Below are 24,032 nucleotides of genomic sequence, written 5' to 3'. Positions count from 1 at the left end.
AATTTCAGATAACTGTATTTAGTTCAGACCAGAACAGTCGGTACGCCGAATAGTCTGGTTCCTGTTTTTGCATTTAATGAGGGACTCGTGCGTCGGGCTGCACCGGAATCCCGAGTTCAAACACACATGGGGAGGCAATTGTGGTTAAGAAACAATACGGGGAACGTCGCTTTCTGTGGCTGACGGTTGGAGTTATCTGTGGCCTGTGCATGTCCTATTTCTGGCCGCATGAGCCAGCCATGGCCGTCGCGACTGACCGGGATGGGGATCGCTTCGCAATCACAACCGTCCCCACACGCAACGGTAACGCGGAAGGCGTTTTCGTCCTCGACTTCCTCACCGGACGTCTGCAGGGAGCAGTTTTGAACTCTCGCTCTGGAAAGTTCACTCATGCTTATTTCCGGAATCTGGCCGCTGACTTCAACGTCGATCCGACAGCAAAACCACATTACGTGATTGTTTCCGGTGATGTGAATTTACCCGCCCAGGGACGTGCCCAGTTCGCCGACGGCGGACTGTATGTTGCAGAAATGTCCTCCGGGATGGTGATCTGCTACGCCTTCTCGTTCGTGTTCAACAATGCCCCTTCTGCGCCGCAGCAGTTGCTGCCGATGGACCGGTTCCAGTTCCGTCAGGCACAGTAAGCTGAACAACGACGCAATCAGAATACAACGAGAGCCTTTCACCGGCTCTCGTTTTTTTATGCGCGTCACACGCTCAGAAGCTTGTCCGAACCTACTCTCGTTCGCAGACCAGAGCCCGAGATTTGCCATCCAGTCGGGCAATCACCAGAACACCTGCCCCTTTGCCTTTAAGTGACAACTTGCGGCGGAGTGCTTCGATGGGAACAGGAATCCTGCGGCATTTAATTTCCAGTTGGCCAAAGTCGGCTGAGCGAAAATACTTTTTCAGGTCACGATCCTGATTCGACAGTTCCGCCAGAATCCGGAAGCGTCTGAAAAAGGGAGAGTCTACCGGTTCGGAAGATGTGAGATATTCTTCTTCCGCATCAAGACGGTTCAAATCACATTCCGCCGCTGCCACATCCAGGAGGCCGGAGCGGACGACTGCCGGATCGGGATCATACAGATATCCCCCCGGTGGAGTGACGCTGCAAAACGCATCCATCGGATGACCGGCGATAGTAGCGACCTCACCTGATTTTGAAATCGCGGTAGCCCGAAATTCCGATTCTCCTGCCAGAGTGCCAAACCAGACGGTTGCTTCTTTACACTCCCCATTCAGGCTGATCAGTTCGGTCTCGCTCCCGGGAAATTTTCCGGCAAAATTACTGGCGGGGCTGAGCTTGATGGCCCCGCCGGCAAATTCCTGGATCAGCCCCAGCAATGTTTCGAGATCGGGTCGATAATCTTCAATGCGGATCACTTTCCCACCGGAGTGGGGTCTACGATCCGGATCAATATGCAGCAGTCCCTCCCGATCTTTCACCTCTTCCAGAGGCTGATTGACCACAGTCACGCGGTCCACCACCTCATAGACTTCACTGTTCCAGCGGGCAAACTGGCACAGAACCGGTTCCAGATCAACCCCCGTTACCCGGGCATGTTGCGCCAGGGCGACCAGATCCCCGCCCATTCCACAACAGAAATCATAGACAGAACCGGAAAACCGCGCTGCTTTGTAATTCGAAACCGCTTCGGGCGTGGCCTGTTCCAGGCTCTTTCTGTCGAACCACATCTGATCCGCGCGAGAGAACTTGGCCCGCCCGCGCATCCGCAGTTCTGCCAGCGTCAAAGCGGCACGCACAACATCTTCGGGATACTGTTCGCGCAGTTGTTTCTGTAACTGAAATTCGGTCCCAGAGTGGGAGGCGATCAGCTCAAAGATTTCCGGGGACTGCTGTAACTGCCTGAAACATTCAAGCTCAGAGTGGGACTCGCTGGACATGGAACTGGTTAACGACTTTCTGCCGCTGCTGAAGGTTGAAGCAAACTGGAAACAGCCTGTGTCAACCGGCGGGAGATCTGCTCCAGCCGGCCCGCGTCCAGATCACATTCGATATACCGCACGGAGTCCTGAACGACTGCCAGACCAATAGAAGCGGGTCTGGCCCCCAGTAGCTGTTCTACGGCCAGTGTATAGACTCCTAATTGGAATTCATACTCTAGGATCAGCTGTTCGGCACTCATTCGTGCCATTCGGGAACCGGTTTTATAGTCAAACAGCATCCAGTCCCCAGACTTGGTTTGAACGAGCGCATCAATGCTGCCTGTGACTGTCACCGCCTGATCGTTGTCCGCCTCAGCTCCGGGGGGCCAGTGCAACAGAAAATCGAGTTCGCGATAATGGACCCGCGTCTGTTTCAGAGTCTGACACAACTCCGAGGCATACCAGGCGGATATCTGGCGTTCTACCAGTGGTTGCAGTTTCTCCCGTACCTGCGGTGGTTGTTCTGCGAGGACGGCAGCGACGATCCGCGGTGCCTGTTCGGGCTTCTCTGGTTCCAGCCGTTCGATGACTGCGTGTGTGATTGTTCCCAGTTGCGTCGCCTCGTCCGCCGACAGCACCTCGTTTAACGGCACCTGGTCCACTTCCGGTTCCAGCAGGTGTTGCAGTTCGGCGTCAATCACTTCCAGTTGAGAAACACTCACATGCGACAGCGTCCCCGGTCGTGGAGCAATCACGCCATAAGATTCCGGAAATGGTTCGGGAGCCCCCTGCTCCAGCGCGGCGACGAACTGACTGGGTTTCAATTCTCGCTGTTTCTTCTCCGGTCGCGTGAGCGGCTGAGGCATCTCGTGATGAACACGAATCGCGGGAATCTGGTCGGGGGCAACATCGCCCAGCGTCAGTTTACCCAGATAGGGATCGATTGCGGGGGCGCCTGTGGTAAGATCAAAATGCCGGGCCAGCAGCTTCATCCAGGGTGATTCAATTTTGCGATCATACGGTAAGCCTGCAGACAGAATCAGATAATCTGCAGCCCGGGTTACAGCAACGTAGAGCAGACGCACGGTCTCTTCCTCGTCGGCCCGCTGTTCCAGTCCCCGGTGCATTTTAAAAGCAAAATTGTCCGGAGTCGTTCCCCGTTCGGCGGGCAGGTTGAGCAAGCCTCCCCATTCCGGATGCAGAAAGGGAGCGCTTCCTCCCGGTGCGGGTTTACGGTCCATGTCAGCCAGAATCACTACGGGGAATTCCAGACCTTTTGACTGGTGGATCGTCATCAGGCGGACGACGTCACTGGTTTCAGGTAATGTCGCCGCCAGTTCTTCTTTGCTCTCTTCCAGAATGGAATCACGAATTCGCTGCACGAAATCTTTCAGCGTAAACAGGCCGGTCCCTTCAAAATTACGAGCCAGCTCAATCAGCTTCCTCAGGTTAGCCAGCTTGCGGTCTCCCAGAAACTCGTTCATCAAAGCGGCATCATAGCCGGTTCGCTCCAGGGCCAGATTCAACAGTTCCACCAGTGAGAGACGATCTTTTTTTGCTCTCAGTTCCTGCAGCACGCTTTGGGCATAACGCACCTGGCGGTGCTGCTCAGGCCGGAGCTCTTCGGGCGGCTTGACCTGTATCGCACGAGTTAGACTGTCTGCGTGTCTTACAATTGTATACAGCGTATCATCAGACAGACTGAAGAAAGGAGAACGCAAAACGCCCAGGAGACTCAGTTCATCATCGGCGTTATCCAGGTACTGGCACAGATTACTCAGATCGTAGATTTCCTGCTGCGCGTAAAACGCGCGTCCGCCAACCAGGTAATAGTCCAGATCCTGCTGCTGAAATGCTTTCTCATACAGGGCCACATTCGACAGAGCCCGAAACAGAATACAGATATCCCCCGGCTCCACGCGTCTCAGTTCGCGCTGGCCCGTCTGACGGTTTTTGGCCCAGATCCGCGGAGTCTCGTCTTCCAGCAGCTGGCGTACCCGGGCTGCGATCCAGTCCGCTTCCGTCTCGCGGAGTGCCTCGGCCCCCTTGATCTCCGGATCGTCGGGAGCAGCGAACAGAAATTCGATTGCCGGCGTCGGAGAGTGCTGTTCCCCGTCAAAGGGAGTCAACGGCTCATAATACTGCTCCATTGCAGAGGCAAACAGGCAGTTGGTGAAATTTAAAATGGCTGGTTGACTGCGGAAATTGACGCTCAGCGGCAAACGTCCCTGCTCAGGAATCTCCTGACGCAGCTGATGAAAGACTTCGGGATCCGCGCGTCTGAAACGGTAAATCGACTGCTTCGCATCCCCCACCAGGAAGAGCTTACCTGTGAGCAGATCTTTTCCACATAAGGCACGCACGATTTCACTCTGAACGGGGTCTGTATCCTGAAACTCATCCACCATCAGGAACTCGATTCCCGCTGCCGCCCTCTGCTTTGCCTGTGGATCGCGCCGAAACAGATCACGGGTCTTTAGCAGCAGGTCGTCAAAGTCCAGCAGACCTTTTTCTGCTTTACTCTCCTGGTATCGACCGGCAACGAACTCTGCGACTCTTAAGACTCGCAGACTATATTCAGCCGCCTGTAAAAAGGCAGCCGGATCGGGTGAGAGAATTTCATAAACCTTCGTGAGCGATTTTCTGAGCTCGGTAAACCCGTCTTTAATCTGCTCATAGACTTCCAGGTCGTCCCAGTCTTTCTTCGTCCCTGCGCCCTGTACTTTGGCGTGTTCAATCAAAGTCCCCAGCAGAACCGCACGGTTGTGTTCTGCTCCTTCCAGTAATTCGGGAAGTCGCGATGTGAGGACCTGAAACCGGTCCCGCATCTTCTTATTCACGGGATCCTGGGCCGATATCAGTCTGAGCAAAAACCGGGTGCTTTCCGCATTCGCGATTTCCGCCAGTTGCATGGGAATATAAGAATCCACCCAGAATTTCCGCATACGGCCTGCCAGCTGTTCCTCTGACAGATCTGAAAACTGGTCGAATTCGATCCGAAACTGCTGAGGCACCAGGGAGATGAACAGTTCATAAGTTCGTTCCAAGCCATAGCGGTAAACCAGTTCCAGGCAGTCTTCGTCTTCCTCCTGTAACAGATCGTGTATCGCTTCGCGGACCACCTTTCGTAAGAAGGCGTCACTGGTTCCCTGTTCCAGAAGCCCGAAGTGGGGATCGAGACGGGCACTGACAGCATGAGTCCGCAGGATCGATGTGCAGAAAGAGTGAATCGTGCTGATCCGCGCAGAGTCCAGCCCCCTGATAACCGTCTGCCAGTGTCCGACTTCTTCCGGGGGACAACTGCGGAGTTGCTCCAGACAGGTTTCACGAACCCGATCCCGCATCTCACGGGCCGCCCGTTCGGTGAAGGTAATTGCGACGATATGGCTCAATCGATCGGGAGGACTGCCGGGCTCGATTAACTTGAGAAACCGCTGTGTCAGAACAAACGTCTTACCACAACCGGCTCCCGCAGAGAGCGCGATCGAGACATCACGCGGATAGATCGCTGCTGCCTGCTGCTCGGTGTAGGTGGGTTGTTGCGACATGATCTGTGTCAGGCTTCCTCTGTTGAATCGGACTCGTCATCGGGGCCCGGGACGTGAAGCAGGTCAATCTCCTTACCGAGACTCTCACGATAGCTTTCCACCTGCGATATCCGACAAACTGACTGAAACGCCGGATCCAGGTGCGCCACCCCGGGATCAACCTGCACAGGAAAGATCCCCTGCCGAATCAGGTCTGCCAGGTGTGGAACCAGTCCATCCAAGGTGGTTTCCAGAAGTTCCAGGTCTTCTCCAGACAGAGGGTCGATCTGCTTTCGACGGTAGGAATGCAGGGGCATCACGAATCCGGTCTCCTGGATCTTCCAGTATCCCAGGTGAAACGGTTCGGCATCTGCGTCGATCATTTCCAGCCGCCGGGCCGCGATGAGATACAAGGCCAGCTGCAGTTTTTTTCCGGAGCGAATCTCCTTCGCTGAGGGTACCGACCGCCCCGTTTTGTAATCGATGATGTTGAAGTATTTCTGTCCCTTGATACTGCCCACATCGATCCGGTCGATCTGACCACGTATGCGGGTTTCTCTCGCGCCTTCGCCGAGTGTCAGGTATTGGTACCGCCGTTGATTTGGATCGGGTTCTCCAGGTACCTCACCAAAGGGAACCTCCCTGCCGACCACGGCCGGAACACGATCCCAGAGTTCTACAAACAGTCGGGCATAGGACTCAGACTGCTCGGCAAAAAAGCTGCCCCAGTCTTCCAGGATCTGTTTCTCAATTCTGGTTAACACCTGCTGCAGTCGAGTTCCCACAAAATTCTCGGAGATCCGCTGCTCCAGCAGTTCATGGAATAGTTGCTCGACCTGCTCGGCCGAGTACAACTGGTCGCGCCCCCCCTGCTCCTGCAGCTGCTCAATCAGCCTGGTCAGAATGCTGTGCACATGGATCCCGCGTTCCAGGTAGTTGGTCCGCAGCTCGGGCGGCTCGGGGACTTCAATGCCCAGCACACTCTGGGCAAAGAACTGGTAAGGACAGGCCAGATACAGTTCAAGCTGGGTGGTGCTGAATTCATATTCCGTGGGGAAACGTGCATGAATGGCCCGTCGACTGGCGGGGGATGTCAGTATGCCTTCAAATTCCGTAAAGCCCGGTTGTTCAAAGCGTGCTACCGCCATTTCGGTGGCCGCGAGAATATTCCTGATCGTTGCCTGTAATTCCGGATCCTGGACTGCATTCAGAAAGACCCCCGGCCGGTTATGTTTCAGCTGATCAATGGCCAGTACTCTCAAGTCGCGACGGGAGAGAGTCTGCTCGGGACGTGGTAGCGGGTTGAGCTCCCCCGCCTGTTGTACCTGCAGAGTTAGAGGATCAAACAGATCAATCAGAGTGGTCAGATAGGGACTGGGAAACAGCGGCTGCCCCGTGGCGCTGATTGCCGGATAACTGAGAATCAGCTTCCGGGTGAACCGCGTCATTACCTCGTAGAAGAGCAGCATTTCTTCCTGCTGCTGGTTCGCATGCAGCTTGAGTGAAAGCCCCTGCTGGTTCAATTCACCTCGGTCTTTTTCACCGTACAGGCAGTCTTCGCGATGTCCCCGCGGGAAACTGGCTTCACTCAAGCCGCCTACCAGTAGATAGGGGATGTTTAAGTTTCTCAGCTGCGATGCATCGAGTACTTTAACCCGGCCCGTTTCCTCCGGCTGTAGAGAGATCGTCTGTTGTTCGAGCAGGTCCAGCAGCAGGCTGCGAAATCCGGACAGGTCCAGGGGCTGAGCTTCTTTCTGATGAAACTGTTCAATCCGTTCGACCTCAGCAACCGCATGAAACAGTAACTGCTGAAATCGTTCCCAGACCTGCTTGTCACGTTTTGCCAGTGGATCAAGTTCCGGATCCACGTCGGCCCAGGTTGCTGGCAGACCAAATTCATTGGCGATGGAAATCAGGATTTCGATCCAGGTGACAAACAGTTCCCGACCTTCCAGCCGCTGGGTTTCCCGGTGAAGTCGTTGCGCCAGCTTCAAAGCCGTATTCAATTCGCGGGCGGCAGCTTTACGCTCGGGACGGTCGGGAAAACGGGCACTGAGCTCCACCGCTTTGCGACTTTCATTTTCCAGAGCATGGATTAAATCCACTTTACCGGAGTCAATTTTGAGCTGCCTCAGCACGCGGGACAACGCACGAACTGCGGCTCCCCCCTGATACTCGGGCCATTGAGGAGCAAAGTAACTCGAATCCAGGACTGACATCAGGCTGTCAAACGACCAGTTTTCAATTTCGAGTTGCAGGAAGGCAAAGATGGTCCGCACGATGGGAAAACGGGAGAACGCCTGCTCCTGTCCTACAAAATAGGGAATCCCTGCCGCTTTCAGGGTTTCGTCGATCAGGTCACCATATTCCAGTGTGGAGCGGAATGCGAGCGTGATCTCTTCTGGTAACACTCCCTGCCTCAACAGCCCTTTGATTTCCCCGGCCAGCACCTCGAGTTCATTTCGCTGACCGGCGACCGCGAGCACTTTAAGTTGCCCCGTTTCCTGAAAAGGAACGATCTCTCGCGGATTCGCAAACAGTTGCTGACTGATCTGATTCCGGGCGTTTCCTGCTTCGGGCTGGTCAAAAGAGACGACACTGATCCGGCCTGGCAAACGTTCTTCCAGAATCCGACGGGCGGTCACCGATTTGGCGAACAGGTCGCCTCGCCGCGATTCCTGTTCCAGCGGAAGTGAAATACAGAGCTTTGCTGTGCGTGTCGCCAGCACTTCCAGAATTTCATACTGCGTGTGCGTGAAATCGGCAAAGCCGTCCAGGACAATCAGATCGAATTCGCCAAACGGGCCCCACATTCCGTCCTGTAAGGCGGTGCGTGCGGACCAGAAACGCCCTTCCGAATCGTATCGCCGCATTTCGTGTAATGCGACCTGGTATCGGTTGTAAATCTGGGCAAGTTCCCGGTCTTTCTGCTCGGAATCGGATCCGATACGGTCACAGGCTGTCGAGAATTCCTCCGGCCAGATTTCCTCCCGTTTCAGTTCTGAAATAAAACTCGAAATCAGATCCAGAAATCCGGATGAACCAGCGATCGAACTGAAATAATGAATCTGTCCAGCGGCGATCAGGTCATCCACGATGCTCCGCAACAGATACCTTTTGGAGATCTCGGGCAGCGTCTGTACCGGTTCGTCCAGCGACTTCAGTATGGTCTCGGCAAAAGCCTCAAACGTATAAACATTCGGAGCAAAACAGATGGGGAGTTGTGGTCCCGGCAGACGGTCAAGCACCTGCCGACGGGAACGTATTGTGGGGGAAAGCCAGAGCGTGGCTCCGGGACGCTGACGTTCCAGCCCTGCCTGCAGTGCACGCCGGTACTCATCCAGCAGATGGTCTGTTTTGCCGGAACCAGCGGTTCCTGTCAGGATTTGTACTTCGGGTTGCATCGGAGTTGCCTGGTGGAAACAAGCTTTCATTTCACAGAGATTTCCCCTGCAATGTATCCTGCTGAACTCCAGAATTCAATTTCAGTCGGTTTTCCCGTGGAATAAGGTTTTCGGGGCAATGTATCCAGAGCAAATCTTGCCACTGGTTTCCAGATCGCCTACACTAATAGAGAAGCAAATAAAGATCCGCCGCGTTACGACACCCGACAAAACACATTCCCCATTCCTGAAATCTTTATTTCTGCCCGGTTTGAGTTGTGTTCTGTAATTCTCATAAGGAATCGTCCATGCCAAAATTCCGCTTGATCAGTTTGTGCCTCTTACTTGCTCTGATGGTCTCGTCCCCTTTCCAGTCCCTCTCTTACGCAGATGAAAAAGAGAAGGAAAAGGACGAAGATTACTACCAGATGATGAAGCTGTTTGCAGACACTTACGAGCAGATTGAACGTAATTATGTGAAAGACATTGACCGCAGGGTGCTCCTCGAAGCGGCCATTCGAGGTATGGTTCAGGAACTGGATCAGTACTCCAGCTACATCAGCCCCGATGATCTCTCCCGCTTCAATCAGGTAGTCGAGCAGGAGTTCGGCGGGATCGGCATCCAGGTGCACATAGACGACCAGAACAACCGACTGACCGTGATGACTCCGCTGCCTGGCACCCCCGCTTACAAAGCCGGGATTCGGGCCGGCGACATCATCGATTCGATTGAAGGCAAGTCCACCAAGGGTTTCACACTTTCCCAGGCGATCAAAATTCTCAAAGGTCGCGAAGGGGAAAAGGTGAAGATGTCCGTAATTCATAAAGGCACCGACAAAGTAATTCCCGTGACAGTAGAACGGGAAATCATTCATGTCGCCACTGTCCTGGGGGATACCTACAAAGACGATGATGCCTGGGATTATATGTATGACAAGAAAGCCAAAATTGGTTACATCAGACTGACTCACTTCAGCCGTCATAGTGCAGAAGAACTGCGGTCTGCCATCGAAGATCTGCGCAAGCAGGGCATGAAAGGACTGATCCTCGACCTGCGTTTCAATCCGGGCGGTCTGCTTTCGCAGGCGACTGAAATCTCGGACATGTTCATCGAGTCCGGTAAAATTGTCAGCACGGAAGGCCGCAACAGCCGGAACCGAAAATGGGAAGCCACCTCTAAGGGAACTTTCAAAGACTTTCCAATGGCGATTCTGGTGAATCGCTATTCTGCCTCCGCCAGTGAAATCGTATCGGCCTGTCTGCAGGACCACAAACGTGCTGTGATCATTGGTGAGCGTACCTGGGGTAAAGGTAGCGTTCAGAACGTCATCGAACTTGAAGAAGGCGACAGTGCTCTGAAATTGACTACCGCCAGCTACCATCGTCCCAGTGGGAAAAACATTCACCGTTTCCCTGGAGCCAAAGATACCGATGTCTGGGGAGTGACTCCGGACGAAGGTTATCGCCTGCGACTGACCGATGATGAGCTCGAAGCGCTGGGCGAATACCGCCGCAAACGGGATATTCTGGATCACACTGCTAAACTGGATACCGAATTCAAAGACAAGCAGCTGGACCTGGCGATGGACTACATCAAGGAACAGCTGAGCGGTAAAAATAAACCAGCTGACAAGGATGCCGACAAAAAAGCTGAAAAGAAACCAGAAGCCAAAGAAGAGAAGCCGGCCAAAAAAGCAGCTGCCGCTCCCGGGCCCGCAGGAAATACACTGGTCATCCGGACCACCTGATCTCCTCTGACGGCATTCTGACAGAGTTACACTGACACAGCGGAAAGCGACTCGCGGAGCCCGTTATCTCCAACAGTCGCTTTCTTTTTTTCATAATCCGAGCCTCCATGAGCCCCACTGACGAATATCTTCTGGCAATCGAATCTTCATGCGATGAGACTGCAGCGGCTGTCATTACCCGCGACATGCGGATTCTCTCTAATGTCGTTTCCTCGCAAACCGATCTTCATGAAAAGTTTGGGGGCGTAGTACCGGAAATCGCCTCTCGAGCGCATCTGGAACGAATTCTTCCCGTGATCGATGATGCTCTGAAGCAGGCTGGCATCGAACTTCAGCAGTTAACCGCGATTGCCGTCGCGACCGAACCGGGGCTCGTCGGCTCGCTCCTGATTGGCCTGACCGCGGCCAAAACACTGGCTATGACACTCAATTTACCCCTGATTGCCGTGAATCATATTGAAGGGCATCTCTTTGCCTGTCAGATGCAGGAAGACCGCCCGCTGTTCCCAGCGATCGGCCTGGTAGTCAGCGGTGGGCACACCAATCTGTATCACTGCTCGGAAACATTCGAATTTGATCTGATTGGCGCCACGATCGACGATGCCGCTGGTGAAGCGTTCGATAAAGTAGCAAAAATTCTGGGGCTTTCTTACCCGGGCGGTCCGTCTATTCAGAACGCAGCCACACACGGTGATCCGCGCGCGTTCAAATTTCCCCGCACGTTTCTCAAAGACCCGGAACTGCGTTTCAGCTTCAGCGGTTTAAAAACGGCGGTGCTGTATGCGGCACAGGGAAATCCAGGAGCGAAACAGCAGCCACCACCACTGGATGATCAACGGATTGCCGATCTGGCTGCCAGCTTTCAGGAAACCGTGGTTGATGTGCTGGTCGGTAAATGTCGGCAGGCGATCGAACGCTACAACTATTCGACACTCTGTGTAGGAGGGGGGGTTGCTGCTAATCGCCTCCTGCGTGAGAGGCTGGCTGAGATGACAGAGCAGGCAGGAATCCACCTCAGCGTGGCTCCCCCCGATTTATGCACCGACAATGCTGCCATGGCTGCAATCGCCTGGCATCACCTCGATCAGGGACGCATTGCAGATCTTGACCTGGATGTCACCCCAGGGCTGGTTCGTTAAATCGTTCCGATAACACATTCAGGGCTGCAGAAAACTGAAAGTGAAAATATCGGTAACATTCGTGAACTGTGGCGAAACGGAAAGCCTGACATAGCGTCTGTCTGGTGAAACGACGGCAGCTCCCGTCAAGCTGATACCTTCGGGCACGACACGAATCACGGGCTGATAGGCAACTCCACCCACATTCTGCACTCCCGTTACCAGAGGGACCTGTCGTCCCGTCGAGATGCCTGCCTGGCGAGATACTCGAAAGCTCTGCAAGGATTCCCGGCTTCCATTGATTGCTGGTCGAGAGGAAATAAACCGCCCGGTGGCAGGCTGCAGGCTGCTGTTTTTCTGTGAATTCTGAGGCACTTCGGATTTCCGATTACGACGGCCCTTCTCCAAGTCGATGCGAATGATTCGATCTTCCCGGGTCAAGGGGACAATCATCGTTTGCACGACAGGATGGTCCGAGCCCTGATAGCGGGTCACCTTCAGCTTGGCCCGCTGACCGACAATATCGCCAGAGACATAACGCACGCGTACTACATAGGTTCCTGGAAATCCATGTGCACACAGATAGTCTTCGTGACAATTCTCCTGCTTGGGACCATAGCCATCATTCAGGAGCACGCCTCCACCTGCCGTCAATGGTGACTCAAATGAGCAGACTGTGCCCCGGGGCTCTTCTACAATCAGGTCCAGATCCCCATCGCCATTCCAGGTAAGTTCCAGCTTGAGGTCTCTCTCCAGGGCCTTTCTACGGGTCACCTGAACCCGTTCTGCCTCTGCCTTGCGACCGGCCTGCTTTAACGCCTGCTCCAGATTAGCCAGCGCGTTCAAGGCTTTTTCATGCCACTGCTCGTAATCCTTAATCCAGACATGTGTCAGGATTCCTGAGGCTGCCCAGAGAATGCCCTCTGGATCCTTGAGCTTTTCAGCCAGACGTAATCCCATGATGTAAGGCTCGGGGCGGTCTGGCTGTAAATTTGCGGCCTGCTGGTACAGCTTGAGTGCCTGCTGGTCGGCTTTGAAGCGAGTAAGATAGGCAGCGGAATAGACCATGCTGGGGACGTCAGCGGCAGAAAAATCGATACGGGAAAGCAGAACCCGTTCGATCTCAGGTTGCGGTCGCCCGACAATCTCCATCGTCAGTGCGAGGACATCGTACATCCAGGGTTGCGACTGATTATGAATCAATGCGGCATTGATGGCTGCGATCACATGCTCGTGTTTACCTGACTGATGCAGGTTGAAGATGAGGTCATTGACCAGTTCCGGCTTCGGTTTTCGCTTGGAAAAATAATCGTTCCAGAACTGCGCGGGGTTCTTAATATCCCCTGTGAGCGGTGACTTAAACTCCTTGCGCGAAGTTGATTCAGTACCAGTAAAAACGGAGCCCTTCCCTGAAGAAGGACTCCGTTTTGTTAACTTGGATTGACGGGGAGAATCAGGCGAGCCCGATTTCCCTGTTACTGCACCGTTACTGGTTTTTTTTTGAGTTGTTCGATGGTGCTGTTATTGAACTGAAAAGGCTTGTCCTGAACCTGGAACTGTGCCGGCTTGGACTTGGTTTCAGTCTCTCCCAGAATCCCATCCAGAATGGCTTTCATTTCTCCATCCTGAATCGGTTTAATTTCTGGTTTCTGAGCTGCAGCTTTTCCCTGGGGAGCAGCTTTCGCTTTGGCTTTCTGTGGAGGAGCGCTGTTCATCATCAGCATCTCAGGAGCAACATTGAAGAAGCCCTGACCACCACCGCCACCGCCGCCGAAGCCACCTTGACCGCCACCACCAAAGCCACCGCCACCGCCGAGGCCACCTTGACCACCACCCAGGCCGCCCTGCTGGCCACCAAAGCCACCCTGGCTGCTACCGACTGATGATTGCTGTGTCGAGACTGAGATTACCAGGTCAGCTACCGGATAAACCCGGGTGCTGTAGATCTCTTCAGCCTTGGCAGTTGTAGTGATTTTCATCACTTCGTCTTCGATCACATAAGTCAGACCGATGGGCTTCAGAATAATGTTCAAGGCACTCTTCAGTTTGATACCGCTCAGCGAAACGTTGACCGGTTCATCAACCGTCAGACCATCTTCACCCAGGTCATTTGAGTTGATCAGGATGGTGATGTTGTGCAGTTCCGAGAAGTAAGTCATCACTTCAGACAGTGGGATGTCCGGGAAGTTGGCTTCTGTTTCTTTTTGCAGTTCTTCAAAGATACGCTGTTCGGCAGGGCTGTTACGATGCAGATCGACTGCAGCCCATTTCTTACGACGCTCTGTCAGGCTGGTCCAGACCGGAGCGGACGGCCAGCGAATTGGGGGTTCATCCGGGAATGGAACGTGTGAAAGCTCAACCTGGTACAACGTTTCCAGGAAGCGGTCAGCTCGCAGCGAACGCATGCGGAAGACTTTATCCAGCTGTCCTGCAGCTTCTGAAGTAAACAGGGCTGCTGTTGCAGGACCGTTACCCGGTTCCATATTCACAGCAACGCGAGAGACAGCTTCAGCCTCTTCGTAGGCGTCACTATTACCATGCTTACCGTCCTGAATCAGTGAACGCACGCGGTCGATCAGCTGCTCCAGTTTTTCATCTTCCAGCAGAACCTGGTCGACCAGACGTTTCTGCTGTTCCAGCTGAGCAATCTGCTGCTGCTGGCGAATTCTGCGTGTTTCAGCAACTTCCATCTGGCTGCGGACATCGACCATCATGTTATTCAGGCGACGTTCCAGCTGCTGACGAAGATCAATATCAATATCAGAGGTTGATTTCAAGAAATTCAGTGATCGTTTCAGAACTCCCAGAGCACCATCAGGATTATCGGTGGAGATCTGACGGGCCTCTTCGATGGCATTGGAAACCTCGATTTTCATCTGGGCTCCCTTGATCTGACGAAGCTGCTCTACTTTGCTGATGGCGTCATCGATTGGCGGCTGAGGATCCGCTTTCTGAGTCGCAGGTGCAGGAGCGTTAGCGGCAGGCTGTTTTGTATCAGCCTGGGCCAGTTGATCGTTCTGGAATTTCTGAGAGAGCTTCAACAGGGAGTCAGCACGGGAGTTCCCGGGATCAAGCTGCTGCAGCATGTTACCAAGACGAGCAGCCTGCTCCATGTTTCCGCTGCGGATCGCCTGAGTCCCGGCGAATTCCAGTTGAGCCATGTGTTCTTCGTGTGAGGTACGGGCCAGATTCATCATCCGCTGGCCAGCGTAAGCAACTCCCAGTTCCTGACCTGACTGATAATTCACCCAGGGAACTGCGAGGAAACTGTTGACGGCCTGTGAAGCAGGCACGTTGAATTTCCAGATACCTTCGAGCTGACGATTGCTAAATTCAACAGTCAGCTTGCCATTCATCTCGCCTCGAGCCAGGTAGATGGTCTCACGATCTGAGCGGACAGGCAGAGCACGCGTTGTGTTGAGGTGCAGTTGTTTGTCAGAGACTCGAATTGATTCCGGATAGAATACTGGAGCCTGTACGGCCTGGGCCAGTTCTTTGCCGACGATGGTTGGCAGATCCTGTTTTCCTTCGGCCAGGTCGGTCAGGACAATACCGCCGGTGTAAACGGCCAGTGTGTCCAGCATCTGCAGGTCCTTACGGGGACCCACGCCGTAGCTGTGTACGGGAATGTGATTGCTAGCAAATTGTTGGGTGAGTTGTGCCATTTCCGGGAGAGAAATCAGACGGGCAGAACTCATGCCATCGCCAATGTAGACGATGGAGCGAGGCTGTGCTTTCTGCAGCCCCTGAAATGCAGTTTTAAGGGCCTGACCGAGGTTGGTTGCCCCCAGTGGAGCCCGGGTAGCCAATGATTCAACGGCCAGTTTCGCTTCGCGGCTCTGAGGACGCACAAATTCACTCACGAAGGGAGTACATTGCACATCCGCTGCATAAATGGCGACAGTCGCGTCGTTGGGAAGCTCGGTTAGAAAGGCTTTCAGTACATCCAGAGCTTGAACACGATGTTCCCCGACCTGACTGGCTGAGGTATCAAACAAAACCGCAATCTGCTCACCAGCATGACTGGCGGCCGGCAGACGATCAGCTTTGAATCGCAGGGCGTAATACTGTTCACCTGCAGTGTTTCGGTAACTGAGGATCTGGCCAATGTTTGAAATTTCCGGAACAGAGTTCTCGGCATACCCCTGCGGAGTACATAGCAGCATCGCAGCGGCTGCCCAAACAAACATTGTGATTCCAAATCTGGATCGCGACATGATTTCTCTCTCCCGAGTAACTTAGGTAAGAATGCTCGAACTTAAGCCAGGATTGACGATTGCCAATTTGCGCATTCTCCTCAACTGTGCATTCTATATACAGTCTCGGACACCATTGAAGGAAATTCCCCCGATTTTCTCTTAATTCTCCAAATTTGATGCGAGTTGAAAAGGCCTCATCGGCATTGACTGAAGTATCCGCGCAATTTGTAGTCCGATTATGGGGAAATTAAGGGTCACAGATCACTTAGCGAACCCGCCGATTTCGCCAACCAGTTGTTTTACAACGGGTTTCATCTACTCAATTGTTCAGACTTCAGCCGTAACCACAGCCCCTGCCATCTCATGCATCAGGGGGATTCTGCTCATCTCCTGCCTGGCAAATGGTCGATCTTTGAGAGAGACCTCGGTTCCTGTCACTCCACATTCCAGGTTACTGTCGCTGGAACACACTAAACATACTGACAGATCAGTATTATCGGGAGGCATCCCAGCGTCTCCCCGTTCAATCCATGAACTCCCGATTCCCCTTCAAAACCGCAGTCCTGCTGTGCCTTCTTGTATTGATACTGGGCTGGGGAGCCTTACGCAGTACGATCCGTACCTCCGGGGAAACGGACCTCAGTAAGAATGAAGCCAGGCAGGTCAAAGCCCGCAAACCCGTCATCGTAGATCAACTACCTGTCGACTGGGAACAGCCGGTCGAAATCGTGACGTTCCACAACCGTCCACGGTTTCCTCTCGCGATGCAGAAGGGCGACGACTACCTGCTCATTGTCAACAATCTCCAGTGGGATCCCGGCAAAGCAGAAAAAATCAGGCTGTCAGTCGTCAGGGATCCTGCACAGCAGACAGCTTCGGGCTGCTACTTCCAGAACGCTCCGATGTTCTACGAAAAACAGGCAGACCAGGTTCGCCCCGCAGACGCAGCACCTCTTTCCAGTGAAACGAACCGGGAAACCGAGACTCAGACCGACAAACCGGCCCCTGAGGATTCACGCTCTTTCTACCTGTTCGTAACAGATGGAGATCTTTCGGACAAAAAACAATATACCCGTGTGACAGGCAAGCTGATAAAGCACAGTCCGCGCGTAGCCGTCTACCTGGATGAGCAGCAGCAGCCAACAGAGCTGGCAGCCGGGCTGATCGATGAAGTCATCCATTTACTGGAAGAGCGGGTGCTGGACCATCTGGCGCAACACTGCGGTTCCCTGACCGATGTAGACGACAACGGCCGGTTCACGGTTTTGCTCTCCCCCTGGCTGGGAAAACTCCAGGGTGGCAAAACTTCGATCAATGGCTTCGTCCGCCCCAGCGATTTTCGAGAGAAGGTCGCTGCCCCATTCAGTAATCACTGTGACATGCTGTATCTCAATTCCGCTCTCAAACCAGGTCAGGAACTGTTCGACCTGCTCAGCCACGAAGTCACTCACGCTGTCGTCTCCAGTATTCGCATCAGGCAGGAACAGTACCTGGGGCACATGCTGCTGGATGAAGAGGACTGGCTGAATGAGGGTATTGCCCACATTATGGAGCCAGGATTTACCAACCGGGATTACCGCATCAGTGAATTCTATCGCCAGCCGGAAGCATACCCGCTGATTGTACCTGACTATTATCGGGCTCGCCTCTGGCGTAACCATGGCTGTCGTGGTGCAGTGAATCTGTTTCTCAACTGGTGTAATGAACTCGATCCCCAGCAGCGTTTCACCTGGGAATTCACGCATCATCCCCTGACCGGCGTCGACAAAATGGAAGACCTGACAGAGGTCCCGTTTGCGGAGCTCTTTCGTCAGTGGTCACTTTCACTGGCCAGCCAGTCACTGCAGAGTCGCTTCGCCTATGCGGGTCTGTCGGAACACGCGTCCCCTCTCCATTGTGGACGATTCCTGTTGGGAGGCCCTGCCTTACGCACCTGGGATCTCTCAGGCGACGATCAATACTCGTTGAAAATCTCATCCACCGCATCGGCGTTCATACATCTGAGAGCTGATCAGAAACGGGACGTCCCGACAACGATCAGAGTGCGCGGTTTTCCCGGAATGCAGCTGACCCTGGTCAGAATCCCCCGCAGCCTGCCACAGACATCATTGTCGACTGAACTCGTTACAACTTCTGATTCCGAGCAAAACGCGACAAATAGCGTTGAGATCAGGCTGCGTTGCCATCACCCGACACAGTCGGAAGTGGCACTGATTGGCGCAGAGTATGTTGGCCCTGGTCTCTCGCGGTCCGATCGGCGTCCACGACACTTCAATACAGAGGACCTGCCAGTAACCTTACCGAGCACAACTGCCAATCAGATTCAGATTTCCAGACAGGAAACTATCGGCACCGAATCAGACAATGTCTCTGAATATCGATTGAGAGTGCCGATAGCGACATTGAAACGGGACAATACCAGCCAAAGTCTACTGGTAAAAGCCGTGGTTCGAACGCAGGCAGGTCAGCAACTGGTCGTACAAACCGAAATCGATCTGCCTGCCTCTTCAGACTCGCGTCTGGCAGAAGTAAAAACGGCGCCCCGGCAGTGAGCTTCGTCTTTAGAAGCCGGTCGCGTCGTCCTGGGATTCCCCGGTGTACTTCAGACGGGTGGCGAACAGTTTTTTCAGTCGGGAAACGGGATACATCCGGACAATCTTGTTTTTGTAGGTGATTCTTCCCTGATCGTCACGTCCCAGGTGAGTTGCCACGTCCGGTTTCGCCAGACCTGCATACAGACCGGCAAAGGTTTCTGGATCAACGCCGTTTCCGGCTTCCAGATCTTCCAGGGCATTCACACCACCGCAAGAGGTCGCGAATGCGTTGAGACCTTTGGTCGCAGTCCGCATGAAGTTTTCCTGCTCCAATGCAGACTGTGCTTCTACCAGTTGTTTCACCCCCCGTTTGATTTTATCTTCGGTTTCCTCGGTGGGAGTTCCTGAGTTCTGCTGGGCATGCAGCGTTGGACTTTGGAAGCTCTGAGAAGCTCCCAGAACATAGCCTGCAGCAAGCAGCAGTAAACCCATCGCGATCTGGCTGAACCTGGACATCAGAGACTCCCCATAAAATCAATTTTTGTTATGATTCGTGTGCTGTTAAGCAGATTTTTAAGCTGTTTAAATAATCTGAAGTCTTCAATTTGTCAGATTGAACCTCAGGACGCAACAGCGGATGCACTTATTTACTAATAATTGACAGGCCCAGTCAATAAGAACCCTGAAAAATCAGAGTCTCTCCCCCGATACGACAAGGTCATGCAGAATGACACTCCCCGAATTCCAGAACAGTCTGTCCACTCTCGTGATGCAGTTTCAGGTATCGAATTACGATGCACGCCATCTGCTGCTCGACCGTTCTGACCAGATCCTGGAACTGGCAGAGCAGATTCCAGCAGGTCTCCCGGAACGACTTCTAACGGAATGGCAGTCGATTTGTGCCGAGGTCAAATCAGTCCAGCCCGAGTACAAAAGTCATCACAAAACATCGATTCTGTTCGACCGACAAGGCATGGGACAGCCCGGCGTACAAAAGGCCAAAACGCTGATCACACGCATCGTTGCCCTTACCAGAAGCGTCGAGCGTCTGGAATCGTGAACCGGCTCTCAGAGTACAATTCGACCTAAATAATGCGAGAGCAGCTCCTTGTGCTGGACGATCATAACCGGATCTCCAGTTTTGCAGGCCTGCTCCAGTTCCGCTGCAATGCGGGACAGTTCGTCGAATCCGTAACCGGCTCCCGAACCTTTCAACTGATGCGCCAAGACCTGGATTTCCTCCCGCTGATCGGTAATGCTGGCCTGATTGAGAACCTGCTGTTTCTCAGCGATGCCATCAATAAACATCTCAATCAGTTCCTGGAAATCATCATCATCACAAAACGCGGAGCGAACAGGGGCATTTTCTAAAGCGTCTAACATAGCTCTGTTCCATTGTAAGTAAGTTAGCAAATCTCTTCGGCCCTGATGGGCCTATTTCGCGCCCCATCTCAGGGGTCCGATGTCGCGAAATAACAACTCTCCTTAATTAATAGGTTGAACTTTGGTCCCTGCTGAAAAAATGCTCAATTTATCCAGTTTACATATGAAGTACGTCGCCCGACTGAATTAAATGTCGCGTTTGTATCGGTTTTGCCGATACCAGAATCAACAGGTTCTATAAAACAGGCTGGAATCGTGCTGGATTCCCAAACTGAGGCCCATCAGGAATGCGTTGTCCATGCGTTCACAACCCGGGGGGTCTGATATTGACTCAATCCGGCATCTTGACTTATACAGCTTTGGTCAAAGTTCCGACCATTGAGTCTGTTACAGCGATTTCGAGAACAAGTCCTGAGAGCAGCCCGGATTTACTCCCCTTCTCTAATTCCTGAGATTTAATTCACCAGTCATGCGATTGTTACAGCGCTATATACTTTTCGAGTTGCTGCGCGTTTTCACATTGATGATCACGGTCTTAACCGTTCTGCTGGTCTTTGTTGGTGCCTTCCAGCAAGCCACCAGCCAGGGACTGGGTGCGCTGCTGGTATTGAAGATCCTGCCCTTTATCGTTCCCAGTATGCTCCCCTTTACGATCCCTGCCACGCTCCTGCTGACAGTCTGCGTGGTTTACGGTCGCATCTCGGGTGACCAGGAAATCACGGCAGCCAAAGCGGCCGGCATCAATGTACTCTCATTGCTCTGGCCCTCCTTTATCCTGGGGGGATTTCTGAGCCTGAGTTCGCTGCTGCTCAGTGATCAGATCATTCCCTGGGCGGAAAAGAACATCGAAAATACAATCGCCACGGAACTCGAAACGATTTTTCTCGAAAAACTGCGTTCCCAGAACCAGATTCATGACCCCAACAGCGGCATTTCCATCACCGTTATGGGTGTCAGGGACAAAACGCTGCTCGTGCCCACGTTTCGTTATTCGCCCCCTGGTAAAAAACCGGTCCACCTGCAGGCGGAAGAAGCGACCCTGGAATTTGATCTCACTCACCAGCAGGTCATCCTCCACCTGGCAAAAGGACACATTGACTTTCCCGGGAAGCCCCGGTTCTACGTTGAGAAGGATTCATTCCCCTTCCCCCTGCCCAGTCAGACCTCGACGGCCAAGCCACGGCATATGAGTGTCCGTTCCATTAAATCAGAGCTGGGAGACATTGATAACAAAAAGAGTGACTTCGAATTTCAGCGCGATATCGAAGTCGGCATGCTGCTGGCACTCGGTGAATTCGAACGCTTTCAGTCTCCCGAAGTCAATGCGGACCTCCCCCAGAATCAACATGAGGAAAAACGCAAGAACAAATTGAAGACCGCTCTGTCCAGCCGCTTTGCTCTCAGCTGCAGCTGCTTCTTTTTCGTTCTGGTCGGCTGTCCTTTTTCGATCGCCCAGGCCCGCAGGCAGTTCCTCACGAGCTTCTTCCTGGTCTTTATGCCGATCCTGCTGTTCTACTATCCCATCGTTCTCTTGATGATGAACCTGTCGAAACTGGGCAAAATTGAACCGAGCTGGTCACTCTGGCTGGGCAACGCAGGTCTGTTGATCGTCGCGATTCACATGCTGCGAAAAGTGCTGCGGAACTAAGAAATCGTCCAGCAGCACTGATTTCGCATTCAGTTCAAAAGTCTGACTTACTTCTTTTCCCAGTTCGAGAAAAACGTCGTCAGCCGCTGGGTCTCACCGAAGATATACAAGGCAGCGGAAATATGTCCCGCGTCCAGCCAGACCAGTTCAGGCTGCTTCCCGATCGATTCCCAGAGCGCCACTGCTGTTGACGGAGGCAGAATCTCATCGTGTTTGGCAGCCACCATCAGCACGTCCCGGTCTTTCAGCAGGTGTCCGTAGGTATGTGGATCGACGGGTGACATGATTTTCACAAATGACTCAAACGTCCCCCCATGCTCCAGCCATTGCTTACGAAACAACCGGGCATGCGGATGCGGATTCTCCCAGATTCCCAGCGCCAGATTTCCTCCGCCAAGGTAAATCGCGACTTTGGAAAACCGCGGCTCCGCTTCTGAGGACAAGGCAGACATGATTCCTCCCAGGCTGATCCCGGTCACTCCCAGGCGGTCTGCATCGACTTCTTCCCGGCTGGCCAGCCAGGCTGCGGCGCGACGGATATCCAGCACGGCTTGAGTCATCCCTGCAGCGGTATGTTCCGGCACGAATGAAATCATGCGTCTGCCACTGAATTCGCCGGTCCCCCGACGCTGGGCATAGTAAGGCATCTTAATCGTCAGTGCTGCAATCCCCTGTCGGGCGAGCGCGTTAGCTGACATTTCTGACAGTTCAAAACCTCCGCCCAGAATATGCAGACAGACACACGCTGGAAAAGGCCCCTCTCCCTCTGGCTGATAGTAATGACCGTGGACGGTATTGTTTTCTTTCACTTCTGTCTTCACAGGTGAAGGAAAGCTGACATCATAAACTTTGACCGGACCACTCATCCGTTTGAACTGGCACTGGAAAGGAAACGTATGCGGATCGAGGTGAAACCGCTCGGGAACCCGATCTTCTTTACTGGTCGTTTCAAAGCGAACCTCCCCCTGCTCTGGAATGTCCACATACAGAGGTTCCATCGGTTTGGATTCAGCCTGCACAGCAGGTGACATCAGGGCCAGGCAGCCCAGAACAGCCCAGAGCATACTCCATGCTCGACGATGCAGTTTTAAGGTTTGTGGAATCGGCATTGTCAGTCTAACTTCCTGATTTATGACATGAAAATACGGGATAGATTCTCCTCCGTGAGAGTCTCGGGAGGCTGTGCCTATTCTACGCCAAAAGCACAGGAAACAGTAGACCGATTCTGCCTCAACCGAGGGCACTTGTCTCGGTCATTGGAAAACGTTTTTTTGTCTGGAGATCGAAAATCAAAGTTCAAGACCAGACTTGGAATATCACTAAATTATTTAATATCAGCGTTTTCGGGAAAGATAGTAAATTGACTCCCGCACCGCGGCTGATAATAATAAGAGTAGATCGGAAAGAAATTCTCAAAAAGAGTTCATCTTTCCGACAGGATTTGACGTAGTAATTACGTACTCCTGCTTACGGGGGCGATCGGATTCGACTGGTTCGCCGTATGTTAGGGTGGCGTGCCGTGGTTGATCAGTTGGCCACGTTAAAAGCTGATCACAACATAATTGCAAACAAGCAATTTTCAATGGCTGCTTAATTTAGCAACCCCGGCTTAGGAATCCCTGTCTGAGGAGTCCGAAGGCTGGTCACAAAATCAGACTGGCATCAGATCAATGTCCGCTCCGTCTGATGCGAGATTCGTGGTGGACTGGTTTCCGAAAGGCTTTGTTTGTCGTGCCCGAAGAAACGAGACTCAAACGATAAAATACGCACGTAGAGGCTTTAGCTGAGGGTTCACAGGACGCGGGTTCAATTCCCGCCGCCTCCACTTAATGGCTACTTACCAAAATTGGTAAGTAGCCATTTTCATTTACCTTACAAGAATCAACGCCTTAAACAAAACCGCTCAGCTTGGCGATATGTCTGATTTCGTGTCTGATTTTCGCCTTGCGATGTCTGATTTTCGGCAATATCATCCATCTTCAGACATCAGAATCCACTGTTTTTCAGGGCGGCTTCATGGCCAAGAAAAAAGAACTCTGCCGAGACAAAAAGGGCTTATTCGTACGAAACCTCGGCTGGAGAAAAACTCCCAGCGGATACTCCCAAAAGAAGTTCTATCTCGGACGGCAGGAACCTCAGGCCAGGATCGCCAGCCTCAAACTGGAGCAGCTCTGGGACGCTGTGTGCCGAAGATGGGAAGCAGCAACTCCACCAACTCCTCGGCTATCATCTAAACCAAACCCCCGGCACAAGATCACCACTGAAACGATCAGCACCCGCAACGGACCACTCACAGCACTTCACTCAATCGGCGTCGGTGAATTAGATTTTGAGAGGCCAGGGAAACCGGTATGGGACGAAGTTAGTCTGACTATTGCAGAAGCGATCCGGAATGGTGAAGCGACCGTTCGAGTGCCACTACCGCGTCAGCTCGGGCAATCTGGTCTAACCTCCCCTTCGATCGGACAATGGCTGGACCAGCTTAGGCGCGACGTTCCATTTATTCACATCGAATTACTGGATGAAGAGCTGCAGGGTGAAGCAGAAAATGAGATTAAAACAGAAGGTGACAAACTGATCAAACGAGGGCGCCGCATGCTTT

The 24,032-nt window shown here is 53.1% G+C and carries 14 protein-coding genes and 1 other RNA gene; 7 read left to right on the top strand and 8 right to left on the bottom strand.

Features of this window, described 5'->3' with window-relative positions; genetic code table 11:
- Nucleotides 1-140: 140 nt before the first annotated feature.
- Entirely contained in the window at nt 141-644 is a 504-nt protein-coding gene (locus HG66A1_RS10200) for a hypothetical protein (protein ID WP_145039234.1), read from the top strand.
- A 91-nt stretch (nt 645-735) separates the two neighbouring features.
- Here the strand turns inward: HG66A1_RS10200 and HG66A1_RS10195 are convergent, their stop codons facing one another.
- The 3 genes from HG66A1_RS10195 to HG66A1_RS10185 are packed head-to-tail and all read right to left on the bottom strand — an operon-like array spanning nt 736 to nt 8,851.
- Nucleotides 736-1,908, bottom strand: a complete 1,173-nt coding sequence (locus HG66A1_RS10195; protein WP_145182964.1) for a class I SAM-dependent methyltransferase — start codon at nt 1,906-1,908, stop codon at nt 736-738.
- An 8-nt stretch (nt 1,909-1,916) separates the two neighbouring features.
- On the bottom strand, nt 1,917-5,438 hold the full coding sequence (locus HG66A1_RS10190; RefSeq protein WP_145182961.1) for a UvrD-helicase domain-containing protein: 3,522 nt from the start codon (nt 5,436-5,438) through the stop codon (nt 1,917-1,919).
- 8 nt (nt 5,439-5,446) lie between these two features.
- A complete protein-coding gene (locus HG66A1_RS10185; protein ID WP_145182958.1) occupies nt 5,447-8,851 on the bottom strand; it encodes a PD-(D/E)XK nuclease family protein in 3,405 nt (1,134 codons plus the stop codon).
- Nucleotides 8,852-9,108: 257 nt separating this feature from the next.
- On the opposite strand from HG66A1_RS10185, the gene HG66A1_RS10180 reads away from it, so the two are divergent.
- Both HG66A1_RS10180 and tsaD read left to right on the top strand, forming a co-directional pair.
- Nucleotides 9,109-10,548, top strand: a complete 1,440-nt coding sequence (locus HG66A1_RS10180; RefSeq protein WP_145182955.1) for a S41 family peptidase — start codon at nt 9,109-9,111, stop codon at nt 10,546-10,548.
- A 107-nt stretch (nt 10,549-10,655) separates the two neighbouring features.
- Entirely contained in the window at nt 10,656-11,687 is a 1,032-nt protein-coding gene (tsaD, locus tag HG66A1_RS10175; protein ID WP_145182952.1) for a tRNA (adenosine(37)-N6)-threonylcarbamoyltransferase complex transferase subunit TsaD, read from the top strand.
- Between the two features lie 18 nt (nt 11,688-11,705).
- Here the strand turns inward: tsaD and HG66A1_RS10170 are convergent, their stop codons facing one another.
- Together HG66A1_RS10170 and HG66A1_RS10165 are read right to left on the bottom strand one after the other, a co-directional pair.
- A complete protein-coding gene (locus tag HG66A1_RS10170) occupies nt 11,706-12,893 on the bottom strand; it encodes a tetratricopeptide repeat protein (RefSeq protein WP_145182949.1) in 1,188 nt (395 codons plus the stop codon).
- A 248-nt stretch (nt 12,894-13,141) separates the two neighbouring features.
- A complete protein-coding gene (locus HG66A1_RS10165) occupies nt 13,142-15,883 on the bottom strand; it encodes a hypothetical protein (protein WP_145182946.1) in 2,742 nt (913 codons plus the stop codon).
- 512 nt (nt 15,884-16,395) lie between these two features.
- On the opposite strand from HG66A1_RS10165, the gene HG66A1_RS10160 reads away from it, so the two are divergent.
- Nucleotides 16,396-18,417, top strand: a complete 2,022-nt coding sequence (locus HG66A1_RS10160) for a hypothetical protein (protein ID WP_145182943.1) — start codon at nt 16,396-16,398, stop codon at nt 18,415-18,417.
- A gap of 9 nt (nt 18,418-18,426) precedes the next feature.
- Here HG66A1_RS10160 and HG66A1_RS10155 read toward each other — a convergent pair whose 3' ends face one another.
- The gene (locus HG66A1_RS10155; protein ID WP_145182940.1) at nt 18,427-18,915 is read right to left on the bottom strand and encodes a hypothetical protein; all 489 of its coding nucleotides are present in this window, start codon (nt 18,913-18,915) and stop codon (nt 18,427-18,429) included.
- Between the two features lie 211 nt (nt 18,916-19,126).
- Between HG66A1_RS10155 and HG66A1_RS10150 the strand changes: the two genes are divergently transcribed.
- On the top strand, nt 19,127-19,459 hold the full coding sequence (locus HG66A1_RS10150; RefSeq protein ID WP_145182938.1) for a hypothetical protein: 333 nt from the start codon (nt 19,127-19,129) through the stop codon (nt 19,457-19,459).
- 8 nt (nt 19,460-19,467) lie between these two features.
- Here HG66A1_RS10150 and HG66A1_RS10145 read toward each other — a convergent pair whose 3' ends face one another.
- The gene (locus HG66A1_RS10145; RefSeq protein ID WP_145182935.1) at nt 19,468-19,782 is read right to left on the bottom strand and encodes an Hpt domain-containing protein; all 315 of its coding nucleotides are present in this window, start codon (nt 19,780-19,782) and stop codon (nt 19,468-19,470) included.
- Nucleotides 19,783-20,251: 469 nt separating this feature from the next.
- Between HG66A1_RS10145 and HG66A1_RS10140 the strand changes: the two genes are divergently transcribed.
- Nucleotides 20,252-21,430 (top strand): LptF/LptG family permease, encoded by a 1,179-nt coding sequence (locus HG66A1_RS10140; RefSeq protein WP_145039209.1) that lies wholly within the window; start codon nt 20,252-20,254, stop codon nt 21,428-21,430.
- A 47-nt stretch (nt 21,431-21,477) separates the two neighbouring features.
- Here the strand turns inward: HG66A1_RS10140 and HG66A1_RS10135 are convergent, their stop codons facing one another.
- Nucleotides 21,478-22,539, bottom strand: a complete 1,062-nt coding sequence (locus tag HG66A1_RS10135; RefSeq protein ID WP_145182932.1) for an alpha/beta hydrolase family protein — start codon at nt 22,537-22,539, stop codon at nt 21,478-21,480.
- 362 nt (nt 22,540-22,901) lie between these two features.
- Here HG66A1_RS10135 and ssrA point away from each other — a divergent pair.
- Nucleotides 22,902-23,258, top strand: a transfer-messenger RNA (tmRNA) gene (gene ssrA, locus HG66A1_RS10130).
- Nucleotides 23,259-24,032: the final 774 nt, after the last annotated feature.

This window comes from Gimesia chilikensis (genome assembly GCF_007744075.1).
GTDB lineage: Bacteria > Planctomycetota > Planctomycetia > Planctomycetales > Planctomycetaceae > Gimesia > Gimesia chilikensis_A.
Note: the sequence above shows the minus strand (reverse complement) of the source record. Positions and strands in the feature narration are given on the sequence as shown.